Here is a 14093-nt window from a genome sequence, read left to right on the forward strand (position 1 = left end):
CCCTTGCGAATCGCGTTAGTCGAAGAAGGTCGTGCGCGCCGCCATCGGATGATGGATGTTGCTGCCCTCGAACGGCGGAAATCGTTCGAAGTCCTGCCGCATCGCGTGGCGCACCGGCGAGTGCATCGCCTCGGTGATCGCCCGTGCGCTGTCGAACATCAGCTTGTTGCGCTGCATGTAGTGCACGCGTGTCCATGGCATCGCGTCGAGCCAGTCGATGCGCGTGAAAATCTCGATCTCGCGCACGCCCGGAAAGTCGAACATGATCTGCGGATGATGCCTGAGGTAGTAGTTGATCCATTCGTCGAAGTCGAGCGCGTGGCCCGGGTAGTGCACGAGGAACTGGCATGGCAGGCTGCCTGCTGGCACGCGCGCGTCGGCATCGGCCACCGGAAACGGACGGCGCAGCATCGCCTGCTGCTCAACGCGGCATCCGGCGAGGCTCGCGAGATTGGCCGCGGCGAGCGCCTGCAAATGGCCGCCTGCCGCGATCGGCGCTTCGAGATCGAACACCGAGTCGTAGTCGAGTTGCATCGCGAAGATCGGCGACGCGCCGTCCCGCGTGTAGTAATCGTCGGCGGATTCCGGCGTGTAAAGGCGGGAGCGGCGCAGCGCGGGCGTCGAGTTGACGATCGCGGCGATGCGTTCGAGGTCGTCGGCGCTGATGCATGCCGCCGGGTCCGGATGCACCCAGGTCACGAGGTAAGAGAACTGCATGATTCGAAATGCCTCCTTGCGTGCCGAAGCGTTCACAACGCGAGCAGAATGGTTTGAATGCGTTCGCGCCGTTGCGCGAAATCGGCTCGCGAATCGCCATCGAACGTGAGTGCGAGCATCAACGCAATGCGCAACTTGTGCGGCGCGAGATCGCCGCCCGCGACTACGCCGTCGCGTGCCAGAAACGCCTGAGGCGGCACCACGCCACGCGCCGCGCGGCTCGATTGCACGACCACGACACCGGCCTCAACCGCCTTGCGATATGCGGCCGCCTCGGCTGCCGCCGGCCGTCCCGGCACCAGTCCCGCGCTGATGATGCCGGCGCTGCCTGCCGCGACCAGCGCGTCGATCGCCACACCGTCGGCACCCGCATACGAGATCGCGATATCGACGCGCGGCAGCGCGAATGGCGCATCCACTTCAAGCAGCGCTCGTGAGAACCATGCGGATTCGCTACCGCGACGCGTTGCAATCGCACCGCGCCGCCACGCAATACGCGCGTCGGGTTCGATGCGCGCGAGCGGACCGTAGCCCGGCGACTCGAACGCGTTCAGTTCGAAACTGGCCGCCTTGGTCACGTCGCGCGGCGAGAACAGCCAGCCGTCCATCGCGACCAGCACGCCGTGTGCCGCGCTCAGCGGATCGCGCGCTGCCGCAATCGCGCCGCGCAGGTTCGCGAGCACGTCGCTGCCCGCGGTGTTTGCGGGCCTCTGCGCTCCCGTGACGATCACCGGCCGCGCGATGTCGAGCACGAGTTGCAGGAACCACGCGGTTTCTTCGAGCGTCGCCGTTCCGTGGGTCACGATGAACCCTGTGATGGACGGATCGGCGAGCGCCGTGTGCCGTATCAGCCGAGCGAGTTCCACCCAGTCCGCCGGCTGGATCGCCACGCTGCCGAGGCTGCGAAACGTGACGGGTAGCAGTTCGACGTCGGGCGCGAGCTCGCCGAGCGTCGCGAGCAGGGTGTCGAGCGGATGCACGACGCCGCTTTCCGAATACTCGACCCAGTCGAACGGGCCACGCGCGTGCATCGCAAATGTGCCGCCCGTACCGATCACGGCGATTTTCGGCCCGCGCGCGGTTTTGGTTGCAGTCGATAAAAAGCTCATCGTCTCAGCGGCGCAGCCGAACGTAGAGATTGCCGCCGTCGATCCGGACCTCATGGCGCCGCGTATCGCGCACGATCGGCGCGGTCGTGCCCTTGCCCGTGCGCACGTCGACGAGGCCAGCGTGCAACGGACATTCGATCTCGTGACCGTCGAGCAGGCCCTCGCTCAGCAACGCGTTGCCGTGCGTGCAGATATCGTCGAGCGCATGGATTTCGCCGGCGACGCGAAACAAGCCGACCTTCACGGTGTCGATCGTCACGCCCAGACAATCGTTTCCGTCAAAACACCGATCGAGCTCGCCGACCAGATGCCACGCGTCGGCGGCCATCGATAGCGCCGGCGCCCCGCCGCTCGCGAGCGCCGCCTCAGCCGCGTGCGCAGGCGCGTGAACCGTGCGCCCGCATACCGAGGCAATAGGAATGACCTTCATAGCGCATAGTCCTTTTGCAGATTGATCACGTCATGACGCTGCATCGCGCCGATCAGGTCCGCGACGCGCGCGAGACCGCGCTGCTCGCAGAACGCACGCAGCCCGTCGATCACGCACGGCATCGCGTTCGGCGTAATGAAGTTGGCGGTGCCGACCTGAACCGCTGCGCAGCCCGCGAGCATGAACTCGATCGCGTCTTCCGCCGTGCTGATGCCGCCGCAGCCGATCACGGGAATCTCGACGGCCTCGGCGCACTGGTGGGCCATGCGCAGCAGAATCGGCCTGGTCGCGGCGCCGGTCAGGCCACCCATCACGTTCGCGACGCGCGGCCTGAAGGTCCGCACGTCGATCGCCATCGCCAGAATCGCGTTGCAGCACACCAGTGCATCGGCGCCGGCGGCTTGCGCGGCGAGCGCGACTTCGACCAGGTTGCCGGCGTTCGGCGTCATCTTGACCCACACGGGGACGCGGGTGCTCGACTTCATCGCGCGCACGACCTGATACGTCGCCTCGGGGTCCATGCCGAACGCCTTGCCGTTCTTTTTCAGGTTCGGACACGACACGTTCGCCTCGATCGCCGCAATGCCGCTCGTACCGATGCGCTCCGCCAACTCGCCGAACTCGGCCGCCGAATTCGCGGAGATGCTGCCCACGATCGGCGGCGTATAGCGCTGGTAGAACGGCACCGTCGTATTGATGTAATAGTCGGCGCCCTTGCTCGGAATACCGATCGAAAACAGCGTCGCGTCCTTGAACTCGGCAACCCGCGGCGGCGGTACGCCTTCGCGAATGTCGGCGGTGATCGTCTTGGTGACGATCGCGCCGAGGCAATTGAGATCGAACACGCGCGCGTTGCCGTCCGCGAAAGTGCCGGACGCGGGCATGACGGGATTGGCGAGCGTGAGTCCGCCCACCTTGACGCTCAGATCTACCATGATGTCGTTTCCTGCAAATCGAACACGGGGCCCTCCCAGCACACGCGCCGGAAGGTCAGACGGTCGGAATCGGCATGCGCGCGGAATGGACGCACGCACGCATAGCACGAGCCGATTCCGCAACCCATATGCTGCTCGATCGCGGTTTGTCCCGCCACGCCCCACGACTTGCCGAGCTTCTGGAGCAGCATCAGAAGCCGGTTCGAGCCGCAGGTGGACAGGAAGTCGAACGGCGCTTCGGCGTGCAGCGCTTCGAGTTGCGCTGCGACGCGCGCGGCATCGCTGCTGCCGTCTTCGTCGGTGACGATATGAACCGTCGCGCCCGCCACGCGCAAACGCTCGGCGGACATCACCACGGCCTGGCTGCGCGCGCTTAGCACGGCGCTCACGCACGCGCCCCGCGCGGTGGCATGCGCCGCGAGTGGCGCGAGCGTCGCAAGGCCTACCCCGCGCGCCAGCAGCAAGACATGGCGCGTCTCTTCAGGCAATTCGAAGCCACGACCGAGCGGTCCGAGCGCATCGAGCGTGTCGCCTGGCCGCAACGTCGCCAGCCCTTGCGTGCCGATACCCTGCACCTTGTAGAGAAACTCGACGGTGTGCCGCAGCGGATCGGCGCCGTAGACGCTCATCGGCCGGCGCAGAAACGACGTGCCCGCGGCGCCCGGCGGGCACGCGAGATGGAAGAACTGGCCCGGTTGCGCGAGCGCGGCCCCGATCGGCGCGGCGACGATCATGTGACGATACTCCGCGTTGACGGGTATGTTCTGCAGCACGCGGCACGCGTGCTCGGCGATATCGAGCGCGACAGTACCGCGGCAAGAATCCGTATGGGTCGCGCAGGGCGACGCAATGACTTCTGTCATGACTGATTGTCCTCGGTGCGGTCGACGCGCAGCGCGTCGAGGTCCGCGAAATTGCTGGCGATCGGCAGCGGCCCATCCGCCAGGGTCATCATGTGGAGCGCTTCGAATTTCATGTAACTGATCAACCAGAGGTCGCTCGCCGCGTCGCGCCGGTACTGTTCGGTCGTGACCGCGCCCAGCCACACCGCGCCTGCGCGCGTGTCCGCGTCCTCGCGCAGCGCCACCTGCATCAGCCGCCAGTTCGCCTGCGCCACGCCGCGCGCGACATCCACCTTGAGGGTCTCGCTGACGTAGTAGTGCATCGCGAAGCGCCACGGCGAATCGAGAAACCAGCGCTCGATCGCTTCACGTCCGACGAGGTCGCCGCCGAAACCGTTGCCGCCCGCCCAGACGGCATCGCCGGTGAAGCAGGCCGCTTGCTGGCGTGCGATGTCCGCGAGCGCTTCGCGGTCGAGCTTGCGGTAGTCGCCACCGTACTTCGCGTCGGCGAGCGCGCCGTAGTGCGCCTTGAGTGCGCGAATCGCTTCGATCGCTTCGAGCCGTTCGACGCGTGCCGCAAGCGCTGCCATCTGCGCGCCGCTGTATGTGGGCGTGTCGTTGCGGGTACGTGCGTCGGCCATTCCCATCGAAATCGCGCTCATCCGGCAAGCTCCTTGAGCGACGTGCCGGGGTCCGCGAGGCGCGCGACGTCCACGGGCATCGCGCTGGCGACAAGCTTTTCGAGGAAGCGCCGCTCACGGCCCGCGTTGACGAGCACACCCGCGACGATGCAACCGTCGCGCATGCTCAGCGCCGCGCAGGGTCCAGCGCCCGGTTCGCCGCGCAGCACGACCTCGTCGCGCGGATCGGGCTGGCCGACGACCTGGATGTTGTTGCCGAGCTGATCGGTCCACATCCATGGCGTTTCGCGATACGCCTGCGCGCGGCCGATCAGGGTCTGCGCGACCGCGAGCGCCTGGTTCTCGGCATTGCGCCACGTTTCCTGACGCAGACCACCGCGCTCGCTCTCGCCATCGAGCACATGCGCGACGTCGCCGACCGCGTAAAGCCACGGCGCATGCGGACTGCGGCAGGTTTCGTCGACGTCGACTCCCTGGCGTCCCGCGAGCCCCGTGCCCGCGAGAAACGCCGGCGCGCAATCGACGCCGATCGCGATCAGGATCGTGTCGGCGGCGACGTCGAAGGCTTCGCGTGATCGCGTTTGCGCGGTGTCGACGAGTTTGCAACGCACGACATAGCGCGTGCCGTCGGTGGCAAGTTGCGCCGCTTGCGCTGCGTCCGCGATCGACTCGACGGCGACCCCCAGTTCCACCCGCACGCCGCGCGCACGATGCTCGCGCAGCAGCCACTCGGACATCACGGGGGACAGGCAGCGGGCGAGCACGCGCTCGCCCGCTTCCAGCACCGTCACCGGCACGCCGAGCTCGAGCGCCGACGACGCCACTTCCATGCCGATCACGCCTGCCCCGATGATGGCGAGGCCACGGCTCTCGCGCAGCGCGCGGCGCAGCGCGAGGCTATCGTCGACCGTGCGCAGCAGGTGTACGCCGGGCCGGTTCGCGCCGGGAATCGCGCCGTCGCGCGGCGCGCCGCCCGTCGCCACGACCAGGCGATCGAACCGCACCTGGGTGCCGCTCGCGAGTGTCAGCACGCGCTCAGTCGCATCGAGCGCGACCGCACGTTCGTGCAGGCGGTCGATGCGCGCATCGCGCAACGCCGACGGCTCCCAGAACGCTGCGGGCGCCAGAACGAGCGGCGACGCCGCGAGCGTCGGCTCGGTTTCGCTTGTCAGCCATTCCTTCGAGAGCGCGGGCCGCTCGTAGGGCGGATGACGCTCGTCGCCTACGAGCGTGATGCGCCCCGCGAAGCCCAGCGACACGAGATGCTGCACGACGCGTCCGCCAGCATGGCCCGCGCCGACGACGACGACGTGCTTCACGTCATCCGGTTCAAATGGATCGTGCTTCATGATTCGATCTCACACACTGGTCCCGGCGCGATACAGCACGCCCTTGGCGCCGATGCACGTAAAGCGACGCGGCTCGCGCGGCGGAATCAGGATCGCCTCGCCCGCGACGAGCCGGTAATGCTCGCCGGCCGCATCGATATCGAACTGGCCTTCGAGAATCGCGACGACTTCCTCGCCGCGCGCTCCCGCTACCTCGTCGCGCACTTCGCTCGGCTCGAACACCGCGAACTCCGTGCTCAACAGCGCGCCTTGCGCGCGCACCGTTTGGCTCTCCGCGTGCGGATCGCGCCAGCGCTCACCTGCCTGAACTGCCGTGCATTGCGCGATGTCGCCGGCCAGATTGTCAGCGCGATTATTCATTTGCATCCCTCATCATCGATTGGCGAGCGGGTAATACGGCGTGTCGTCCTGCGCGCCATATTCCGCGCGCGGCGGCGACACCACGTTCAAGCGCATGCTCACGCCTTGCGCGCCGTAGCAGTTCTTGCCGTAGTGACTGAGGCCTGCGGGAATGATCATCGCGTCGCCTTGCGCGAGCGTGCGCTCGACGTCGGGCGTGTCCGGCCGCACCTCGAAGATCGAGCACGAACCGAGCACCTGCAGCGACGCTTCCTCGCCGTGATCGTGCGCCTTCGCGGGCAGATTCGTACCCTCCTGCTCGACGAACTTGATCACCGCAACACTCATCGTCGCGCCGATCATCGTCTTCATGTACAGGCCGTTTTCGACGACGGTCTTCAGGCCGTGACCGATGCCAAACACGCGGCATTTCGCCATTTGCTGTCTCCTTCAGGTTCAGACCGGACGCACCGGCCGATCGCGTCAACGCTCAGGGCAGCGGACGCATGACAAAAGTCTCGTCGGCGCGAAAACGCGCGGACTCGTATCCGTCGATGACGGCCGGCTGGTTATAGAACTCGATTGCAGGCGCGATCTCGGCCAGCGACAGCAGCAGGTACATCAAGGTCATCGCTTCGGGATGCTCGTCGAGCGTCGCGAGCGCGTAGCCGTTCAGATATGCGACGACGTCGTCGACCTGCGGCAGGATCGCGTCGCGAAACGCAAGAATGGCTTCCATGCCGACCGCGTGGCGTTGCGCGTTGCGTGCGGTTTCGGTCTCGAGCGCCCAGATGTCGACGAACGGCGCGAGCGACTCGAAACCCGCGGGCAATGTGCGGGCGACGGGCGCTTTTCTGCTGACGAAATTGACCGGCTGGGTAGGCATTGCGGTGCTCATGTTCGATTCCTGGTTAAACCGTCGCACCGGCCGCGACGCCTTGCGCCAGCATCCGTTCGACGACGTGATACGCGTGGCGCACCAGCAGTTCGTTGTCCTGCAACACCATCACTTTTTTCGCGCCCGTTTCGGCCGCGCGTTGCGTGCGTTCGAGCGTGCTGAAGTCTTCGAGCAGCACGTCGCGCAGCGCGACTTTCATGTATTCGAGGAAGAAGCGGCCGCCGGGCGTCGTCATTTCGGGGTAGTACACGCGTGCGTCGACAAGCGTCTGGTTGTGCGAGATCGGACGGAAGTTGTACGCCTGGCAATAGTTCGGACGCAGCGAAACGTAAAAGTCCGGGAACACGATGTTCATGTCGAACAGCCAGTTCGGGCTCCCGGTCCAGTTCACGCCTGACGGCAGCGCGTCGAGCGCAAACGCGTGCTTCGCGCTGCCGATGCCCGCGCGCAATGCCGCCGCCGCGATCGGGCGTTTATGTCCCTGCTCGGACAACGCGTTCTGCGCGGCGGCGCCGCCCTCGGTCACCGCCTTCGGGTTGCCATAGACGGACTTCTGGTTGCCCGCCAGCGAGAGCCGCCGATGAAATTCGCCGCACAGCGCGTCGAGCGGCGGCATGCTTTCGTTGTCGCTTTTGTCGATCGCGTCCGCGATCGAATTGCCGTGCACATAGGCGACGTGATACGCCTCCTGGAACGCGTCGAGCGCGAGCTTCCAGTTGCAGTTGACGACCGTTTGCCAGCCGAAGCCAGCGGTGAGCTTATCGAACGGATAGCCCTCGATGTCGCCGAACATCGGCCTCATGTAATCCGCGAGCGAGACCGGCGGATTCGGGTCCATGTTCACGAAGATGAAGCCTTGCCACACTTCGCACGCCACACGCGAGAGGCCGAACTGCTCGCGATCGAGACCGAAGAAGCACTTCTCGTCGGGCACACCCGTGAGTTTGCCGTCGAGGTCGTAGGCCCAGCCATGAAACTTGCAGAAGAATTTGCGGGTGTTGCCGCACTTGTCGTAGACGATTTCGTTCATGCGGTGCGCGCACACGTTGTGCATGGCGCGGATCTCGCCCTGACGATTGCGCACCACGATGATCGACGTGTCGCACGCGGCGAGGTCCTTCACGAAGTAGTCGCCCGGCTTCGGAATCTCCTCCACCCGACCGACCTGCAGCCACGTCTTCTTGAAGATGTGTTGCTTCTCGCGCTCGTAGTACTGCGGCGAAATGTACGGCTCGACCGGGATCGGACCGGAGCCGAGTTCGGGATACCGGCCGGTCAGCGTGCCTGCCGGCGCGGGGACTTCGGGAGACAGCAAGGTCGTGGACACGATAGCTTCACCTCAAAAACGAATGTCGTTTATTAATGAACGGTATTCTGTTTTGAAAAATTTTGATCGTCAAGTGTCTTTTGTTGATTTCGCGAAACGCGGGGGCATGTCCGCGCGAATCCGAACAGGTGCGATGTAATGAAACACGGGAAGCATGAGTTGATCGCGCAAGCCGCACGCAGGCTCTTTCAGCAGCAAGGCTTCACGGCGACGAAGATGGCGCAGATCGCCTCGGCCGCCGGCATGACCGCGGCGAATCTGTACGTGTACTTCGACTCGAAGCTCGCGATCCTCTATGAGGTGTATCGGTCTTTGGCGCGACATTCCAGGCGCCGACGCGAACTTCGCCAATGCGCTCATCGAAGCTCTCGCGCAACGGCACGGCCGAGCCGTGCCGTTGCGCGCTTTTCTGAACGAAATGGAAGTCGCGGTCGGCAGCGTCCGACACGCATCGGCGTGGGCGTGGAGGCTTGATAGAATGCCCCGAACCGACCACCGCCCCTTCCGATAGAGAGCCCTCAAGTGCCGCAAATCAAAAAAGCCGTCAAGCGGGAAGCCATTTTGACGGCCGCGTTCAACGCCTTCAGTGAAAAGGGTTATTCGGCCACGACGATGACCGAAATCGCCCGTCTCGCGGGCACCACGGTCGCCAATCTGTATGTCTACTTCGACTCCAAGCTCGTCATCCTTTATGAAATCTACGAGCCCTGGCTGATCGAGCAATTGCATCGGCTGCGCAGCGAAGTGGCGTTGCTCAACGGTCCGCGCAGAAAGATCGAGCGCATCCTGGCGGGCATCTGGGACGACATCCCGGCCGCCGACAACGCCTTCGCGAACTCGTTGATCGACGCACTCGCGAGCGCGCCCGCGGGTCTCGCGAAACCGAACAATCTGCTCGTATCGGTCGAGAATTTCCTCACGCAGCTCCTCAAAGACGCGCTGCCCGCCGAGCGCGTCGCGGCCCTCGGCGGCGACCTGTTCGCTCACGTGATCTGGATGGCGTTCGACGGCTTCGTGATCAATCAGCGTATCGGCGATCACCGCGACATCCAGCGCATCACCGCGCTCATGACCACGCTGCTATTGGGCGAGGCGCCGCGACATGACGTAAGCTGAGCAGGCGACGCGGCCTCGACCCAGGATTTTCCCGAACCACGCCTAAATTTATTTTGAAATCTTTGACGCCTCGAAAATAGAATGTCATTCTGTATTCGAGCGCAGACAACAGCCTGCGCCGGGCGGGCAAGCCGCACAAAGCGCGGATAGACACGTGATCCGCGCTTTCGGCCACGAGGTCATCCACGAGGGACTGGCATCGTGCTTGCCTGATCTTTCCGGTAGTTCGTTCGAAAAAGTCATCCCATGGCGGCCATCTCCGAAAGTCCTCTCGCACTCGCACTCGACCCGCCCGCGCGCACCACCCGCCGCGTGCTGGCCCTTTGTTTCCTTACGATCGTGACCGAAGGCTATGACATCGGCGTCATGGGCACTATCGTTCCGTCGATGCTCGCCGACCCGGTGTGGAAGCTCACGCCGATCGAAGTCGGCGCGATGAGTAGCGCGGCGCTGTTCGGCACGCTGTTCGGCTCGTATTTCATCAGCGTTCTGACCGACCTGATGGGCCGCAAACGTCTGCTGATTGCGTGCGTGGCGCTGTTCTCGCTGTCGATGCTGGGTGCGGCCGTTGCGCCCACGCCGTTCATTTTCAGCGTGATGCGCTTCATCGGTGGACTCGGCCTCGGCGGCGTCATTTCCGCGGCGGCGGCGCTCACGGTCGAATACTCGCCGGCGCCCAGGCGCAACCTCAATTTCGCCATCATGTATTCAGGCTACGCGATCGGAGCGTTGGTTTCCGCTGTGATCGGGATGGCGTTTCTCGCGTCGCATGGCTGGCGCTTCGTCGTCGCGGTAGGCGCGTTGCCGCTGCTCGCCCTTCCCGTGCTGATCAAGCTGCTGCCCGAGTCGCTCGCCTATCTGATGGCGAGCGGCAAGCGACGCGAGGCCGATGAGCTCGCGCAACGGCTCGGCCTGTCGATCGCGTCGCTCGACAGCATTCCCGTCGAGGCGGTGGCCAAGCCTTCGCTGCGCGTCGTGTTCGGCGAGGTGTTCTCGCACGGCAACTGGTGGTCGACGCTTTGTCTGTGGCTCGCGCAAGTCGCCGCGGTACTCGTGATCTACGGGCTCGGCACCTGGCTGCCGCAACTGATGCGCAAGCTCGGCTACGACCTCGGCTCGAGCCTGTCGTTTCTGGCGGTCTTCATGCTCTCCTCGGCGATCGGCGGCATTCTGATCGGCCGCGTCGGTGATCGGCTCGGCCCGCGCAAGACGATCGTCGGCGGCTACGTGATCGGCGCGCTCGCGATCTGCGGACTGACGGTGAGGGGCGGCGTGTTCACGAACTACGCGCTGGTGGCGCTCGCCGGGCTGGGCAGTATCGGGGTGGCGATGGTGCAGCTCGGCTATATCGCAAGCTTCTACCGGCCGTTCGCACGAGCGAGCGCGACGGGCTGGGCAGTCGGCATAGGCCGGATCGGCGCGATGGCGGGGCCGATGCTCGGCGCGTGGTTCGCCGCGTCGCATCTCGACGTGCGCCTGAATTTCATCGCCTTCGCCGCATCGGCCCTCGTCGCCGCGCTCGCCATCGCTCTGTGCAGGCCGCGCCACGCGTGACACGCCGCAGAGCCGGTGCAAACCGGCCTGCGACCTGATCTCCTCCTCCTTCTTTTCCCCTACCTGCCATCGGCATGAGACCGTTACCTAATCCTTTCGCATCCGCAATCAGTACCTCTTACGTTTCGTTGAGTTGTCTGATGTTGTGCATGGGTGTGACAGCATCGTCCGCACATGCGCAAAGCAGCGTCACGCTGTACGGCAGCATCGATGAAGGCGTTGGCTACGTGACCAATGCGAAGGGAAGCTCGCAAGTCGTCATGGGGCCGATCAGCGTGCCCGACCAGTTCGGCTTCAAAGGCTCGGAAGATCTAGGGGGTGGATCGAAAGCCGTATTCCAGCTGGAGAACGGTTTCTTCTCGAATACGGGCGCTTTCGCGACTTCGGGCGTACTGTTCAGCCGCAAGGCCTTCGTCGGGCTTTCCGACAACCGTTGGGGCACGCTCACACTCGGCAGGCAGTGGGATCTGACCGACGATGTGCTTCTGCCCAACGCGAACGGCGCTGTCCAGTACAACTACTTGCTGTACCGCCCCGCCAACATCGATAACGATGCGGTCACCCCCGTGAACAACACTGTGAAGTACGCAAGCAATCCGTGGCATGGAGTGTCGGCGCGCGCGATGTACGGCTTCACCGATCCTTCGACGGGACAGGGCCGCTATGTAGGCGGCGCGCTCCTCTACAAGTCCTCGGCGCTGCAACTGGGCGCGGTATATAGCGACACCCGCGACAAGTCGTACGCCTTCAATACGTCGCTTGGCTACGCCAGTTTCCTCGGTCAGGACCTTACCGGCGGCACGCCATTCAAGGCGCGCAATACCGAGATCTTCGGTGTGGCCGGCACGTATATACCCAATCGCCAATGGGCGTTTCACGCTGTCGTCGATACGGTGAAAATCGCCAGCGATACGGATTCAACGCGTGCTACGACAACTGAGTTAGGCGTGGACTGGAACGTCACGCCATTCGACACCGTGCTGCTCGGCGGCTACCGCACGTGGTTCGACGGAAAGACCTACACGACCGCCGGTCTCTCGAACCTGTATCACCTTTCGGTGCGCACCATGCTTTACGCCGAACTGACTTATCAGCACGCGGGTGGCGGCGCGCAAGCGGCGCTGCTCTCGTTGTCGCCGTCGTCGCGCAGCGATCAGGCGTCGGTGCGCATTGGCGTGCAGCACTTCTTCTGACTGAGCTTGCGACCGGTGCTTCGATCGACGACAGCAAGTCGCATATGGGTGCACCGGTAACGACCTGGGAGAACGGTTGCATCGCGATGCGACGGCACCGGCTCCCGGCGCACAGAGAAAATCGATCGGCGCTGCCGCCACCCCATCAACGATCCCGTCACGCTGGCGAGGTTTCGATGTTCAGCTTCGACACCGCACCCGTCTTCTCGTCGTAGCGGTAGCCTTGTTTCTCGAGTTGAGCGCTGATCGTTTCGACGAGCACCTGCTGCTGAATCTCCTTGCGCAGCAATTCATGCTCCGGCTTGAGCTGGCCCAGTTCAGCGGCAAGCCGGCGGCTCAATGTCGCTTCGCCCGCGCCGCGGGCAAGGACGACGACCATTTTTTCATTCGCCTGAGCCAGTTGCTGCTTCAGTGCGTTCGAGTAGTCGGACCATTTCCTGACGGTCTCCCGCGCTTCGGCAATAGCGGCGGCATGCGCGTCCGCGTCGCGCGTCATCTGCGCCTTCAATACCTCGAGCTGCTGAGAGTCGGCAGTCACCGGCGACGCCGACTCCAGACCCGCGACGTTCTCGCTCGCCACCGAGCTTTCGGCCAGTTCGGCCGCGCGCTGCTGCTCCGCGTCGGCACGCTCCTGCGCTTCGGACAAGCTGGCCGACAGTCTCGCTATTTCGGAGGCGCCCGCGTCACGCTCATCGGTCAGGCTGGCGATCTGCGTCTGGACATTCTGCAATTCAAGTGCGGCGGCATTCCGTTCAGCCTGCGCGCCCGCGACCTCTTCCCGGCGGGCCGCGTGCGCTTCCTGCTCGGCCTGCAGCTCTGCGCGAATCGCTTCGAGCTCGCTTTGAAGACGAGCGACCGCTTCGGAATGCGCCGCTTCCAGCGCCGCACGCTCCGTTTCGTCGGCCGGCGTTTCGACGACTGACCCAGCCGACTCGTTCGCCACCTCGCCCTCGCCCGCGGCGTCGGTCTCCTCGTGCGAAACCGGTCGGCGCTCCGCGGCCAGTTCCGCGCTCTGCAGTTCCGCTTCGAGGAGCGAAACGCGCTCGGCAAGTTCCTGCGCGCGCTTCTCCGCCGCGTCGGTCCGTTGCACGGCGAGCGCAATGTCCTCTTCGAGCCCGGCTACTGCGTCGACTTTCTCGTCGTAGGCGCTCGTCATCTTATCCAGTTGGACTTGCAGCGCATCGAGTTCCTGGACGGTGGTTTGCAGTTCCGCGAGCGCGTCGTCGCGCTCGTTGCTGGCGTCCTCGACGCGCTGGCGCATCGCGGCGAGGCGTCGCGCCACCGCGCGTTCCGCTTCGTCCTGCGCTGAGCTCCACAGCCGGTCGAGCGCATCGCGCATGGTGTCCGTCACGGTCTCCGGCAAAGCCGGACGTTCGACGACCTGCGGCACCCGCGGGGCGCGCGTTTCACGCCACTTGCGCAATGCCGCGGCCACCGCGACCACCGAGCCTGTATGGACTTCGGACCAGATGGCTACCGGAGACACCTTCTCGCCTTCTTCGGCCAACCGGTTTGCGATTTCAGCGACGAGTTCGTCCGTGATCGTAATGTTGCTTGACATGCCTGCCTCGACAAAGTGCACGTGGTGACGAATACCGTTTCGTCGTTCGGGAGGCGGCCCCGCGCTGGGACTCGCCTCGCAT

The 14093-nt window shown here is 64.8% G+C and carries 16 protein-coding genes; 4 read left to right on the forward strand and 12 right to left on the reverse strand.

Annotated elements, in window-relative coordinates:
- Positions 1 to 15: 15 nt before the first annotated feature.
- The 11 genes from OKW26_RS20960 to OKW26_RS21010 are packed head-to-tail and all read right to left on the reverse strand — an operon-like array spanning position 16 to position 8587.
- On the reverse strand, positions 16 to 717 hold the full coding sequence (locus OKW26_RS20960; RefSeq protein WP_429355016.1) for a hypothetical protein: 702 nt from the start codon (positions 715 to 717) through the stop codon (positions 16 to 18).
- A gap of 32 nt (positions 718 to 749) precedes the next feature.
- The gene (locus tag OKW26_RS20965; protein ID WP_429355017.1) at positions 750 to 1826 is read right to left on the reverse strand and encodes an asparaginase; all 1077 of its coding nucleotides are present in this window, start codon (positions 1824 to 1826) and stop codon (positions 750 to 752) included.
- Positions 1827 to 1830: 4 nt separating this feature from the next.
- Positions 1831 to 2256 (reverse strand): non-heme iron oxygenase ferredoxin subunit, encoded by a 426-nt coding sequence (locus OKW26_RS20970; RefSeq protein ID WP_429355018.1) that lies wholly within the window; start codon positions 2254 to 2256, stop codon positions 1831 to 1833.
- On the reverse strand, positions 2253 to 3191 hold the full coding sequence (locus tag OKW26_RS20975) for a dihydroorotate dehydrogenase (protein ID WP_429355019.1): 939 nt from the start codon (positions 3189 to 3191) through the stop codon (positions 2253 to 2255). The genes OKW26_RS20970 and OKW26_RS20975 overlap by 4 nt, the downstream gene beginning before the upstream one ends.
- Positions 3185 to 4054, reverse strand: coding sequence for a dihydroorotate dehydrogenase electron transfer subunit (locus tag OKW26_RS20980; RefSeq protein WP_429355020.1), 870 nt, complete (start codon positions 4052 to 4054; stop codon positions 3185 to 3187). Before OKW26_RS20980 ends, OKW26_RS20975 begins: the two co-directional genes overlap by 7 nt.
- Positions 4051 to 4695 carry a nuclear transport factor 2 family protein gene (locus OKW26_RS20985; RefSeq protein WP_429355021.1) on the reverse strand — a complete coding sequence of 215 codons (645 nt, stop codon included), beginning with the start codon at positions 4693 to 4695 and terminating at the stop codon, positions 4051 to 4053. The genes OKW26_RS20980 and OKW26_RS20985 overlap by 4 nt, the downstream gene beginning before the upstream one ends.
- Positions 4692 to 6023 (reverse strand): NAD(P)/FAD-dependent oxidoreductase, encoded by a 1332-nt coding sequence (locus OKW26_RS20990; RefSeq protein ID WP_429355022.1) that lies wholly within the window; start codon positions 6021 to 6023, stop codon positions 4692 to 4694. The genes OKW26_RS20985 and OKW26_RS20990 overlap by 4 nt, the downstream gene beginning before the upstream one ends.
- Positions 6024 to 6032: 9 nt before the next feature.
- Positions 6033 to 6383 carry a cupin domain-containing protein gene (locus OKW26_RS20995; RefSeq protein ID WP_187611878.1) on the reverse strand — a complete coding sequence of 117 codons (351 nt, stop codon included), beginning with the start codon at positions 6381 to 6383 and terminating at the stop codon, positions 6033 to 6035.
- 12 nt (positions 6384 to 6395) lie between these two features.
- The gene (locus OKW26_RS21000; protein ID WP_429355023.1) at positions 6396 to 6800 is read right to left on the reverse strand and encodes a cupin domain-containing protein; all 405 of its coding nucleotides are present in this window, start codon (positions 6798 to 6800) and stop codon (positions 6396 to 6398) included.
- A 52-nt stretch (positions 6801 to 6852) separates the two neighbouring features.
- Entirely contained in the window at positions 6853 to 7260 is a 408-nt protein-coding gene (locus OKW26_RS21005; RefSeq protein ID WP_184058835.1) for a hypothetical protein, read from the reverse strand.
- 13 nt (positions 7261 to 7273) lie between these two features.
- A complete protein-coding gene (locus tag OKW26_RS21010; protein ID WP_429355024.1) occupies positions 7274 to 8587 on the reverse strand; it encodes an aromatic ring-hydroxylating oxygenase subunit alpha in 1314 nt (437 codons plus the stop codon).
- A 216-nt stretch (positions 8588 to 8803) separates the two neighbouring features.
- On the opposite strand from OKW26_RS21010, the gene OKW26_RS21015 reads away from it, so the two are divergent.
- From OKW26_RS21015 to OKW26_RS21030, 4 genes are all read left to right on the forward strand, one after another.
- Positions 8804 to 9061, forward strand: coding sequence for a TetR family transcriptional regulator (locus tag OKW26_RS21015; RefSeq protein ID WP_429355025.1), 258 nt, complete (start codon positions 8804 to 8806; stop codon positions 9059 to 9061).
- Between the two features lie 48 nt (positions 9062 to 9109).
- On the forward strand, positions 9110 to 9703 hold the full coding sequence (locus tag OKW26_RS21020) for a TetR/AcrR family transcriptional regulator (protein ID WP_018422052.1): 594 nt from the start codon (positions 9110 to 9112) through the stop codon (positions 9701 to 9703).
- 246 nt (positions 9704 to 9949) lie between these two features.
- Positions 9950 to 11257, forward strand: coding sequence for an MFS transporter (locus tag OKW26_RS21025; RefSeq protein ID WP_187611877.1), 1308 nt, complete (start codon positions 9950 to 9952; stop codon positions 11255 to 11257).
- A gap of 149 nt (positions 11258 to 11406) precedes the next feature.
- Positions 11407 to 12450: a porin gene (locus OKW26_RS21030; protein ID WP_429355026.1), complete on the forward strand. Its 1044-nt coding sequence runs from the start codon at positions 11407 to 11409 to the stop codon at positions 12448 to 12450.
- 157 nt (positions 12451 to 12607) lie between these two features.
- Here the strand turns inward: OKW26_RS21030 and OKW26_RS21035 are convergent, their stop codons facing one another.
- Positions 12608 to 14011, reverse strand: coding sequence for a DNA-binding protein (locus OKW26_RS21035; protein WP_429355027.1), 1404 nt, complete (start codon positions 14009 to 14011; stop codon positions 12608 to 12610).
- Positions 14012 to 14093 lie beyond the last annotated feature (82 nt).

The sequence above is a fragment of the Paraburkholderia sp. 32 genome (assembly GCF_050435345.1).
Classification (GTDB): domain Bacteria; phylum Pseudomonadota; class Gammaproteobacteria; order Burkholderiales; family Burkholderiaceae; genus Paraburkholderia; species Paraburkholderia tuberum.

Bases quoted from the DNA above. Each gene is read 5' to 3' on its own strand.
- OKW26_RS20960 (WP_429355016.1), bottom strand. From the start codon at position 717: ATGCAGTTCTCTTACCTCGTGACCTGGGTGCATCCGGACCCGGCGGCA.
- OKW26_RS20965 (WP_429355017.1), bottom strand. From the start codon at position 1,826: ATGAGCTTTTTATCGACTGCAACCAAAACCGCGCGCGGGCCGAAAATC.
- OKW26_RS20970 (WP_429355018.1), bottom strand. From the start codon at position 2,256: ATGAAGGTCATTCCTATTGCCTCGGTATGCGGGCGCACGGTTCACGCG.
- OKW26_RS20975 (WP_429355019.1), bottom strand. From the start codon at position 3,191: ATGGTAGATCTGAGCGTCAAGGTGGGCGGACTCACGCTCGCCAATCCC.
- OKW26_RS20980 (WP_429355020.1), bottom strand. From the start codon at position 4,054: ATGACAGAAGTCATTGCGTCGCCCTGCGCGACCCATACGGATTCTTGC.
- OKW26_RS20985 (WP_429355021.1), bottom strand. From the start codon at position 4,695: ATGAGCGCGATTTCGATGGGAATGGCCGACGCACGTACCCGCAACGAC.
- OKW26_RS20990 (WP_429355022.1), bottom strand. From the start codon at position 6,023: ATGAAGCACGATCCATTTGAACCGGATGACGTGAAGCACGTCGTCGTC.
- OKW26_RS20995 (WP_187611878.1), bottom strand. From the start codon at position 6,383: ATGAATAATCGCGCTGACAATCTGGCCGGCGACATCGCGCAATGCACG.
- OKW26_RS21000 (WP_429355023.1), bottom strand. From the start codon at position 6,800: ATGGCGAAATGCCGCGTGTTTGGCATCGGTCACGGCCTGAAGACCGTC.
- OKW26_RS21005 (WP_184058835.1), bottom strand. From the start codon at position 7,260: ATGAGCACCGCAATGCCTACCCAGCCGGTCAATTTCGTCAGCAGAAAA.
- OKW26_RS21015 (WP_429355025.1), top strand. From the start codon at position 8,804: ATGGCGCAGATCGCCTCGGCCGCCGGCATGACCGCGGCGAATCTGTAC.
- OKW26_RS21025 (WP_187611877.1), top strand. From the start codon at position 9,950: ATGGCGGCCATCTCCGAAAGTCCTCTCGCACTCGCACTCGACCCGCCC.
- OKW26_RS21030 (WP_429355026.1), top strand. From the start codon at position 11,407: ATGGGTGTGACAGCATCGTCCGCACATGCGCAAAGCAGCGTCACGCTG.
- OKW26_RS21035 (WP_429355027.1), bottom strand. From the start codon at position 14,011: ATGTCAAGCAACATTACGATCACGGACGAACTCGTCGCTGAAATCGCA.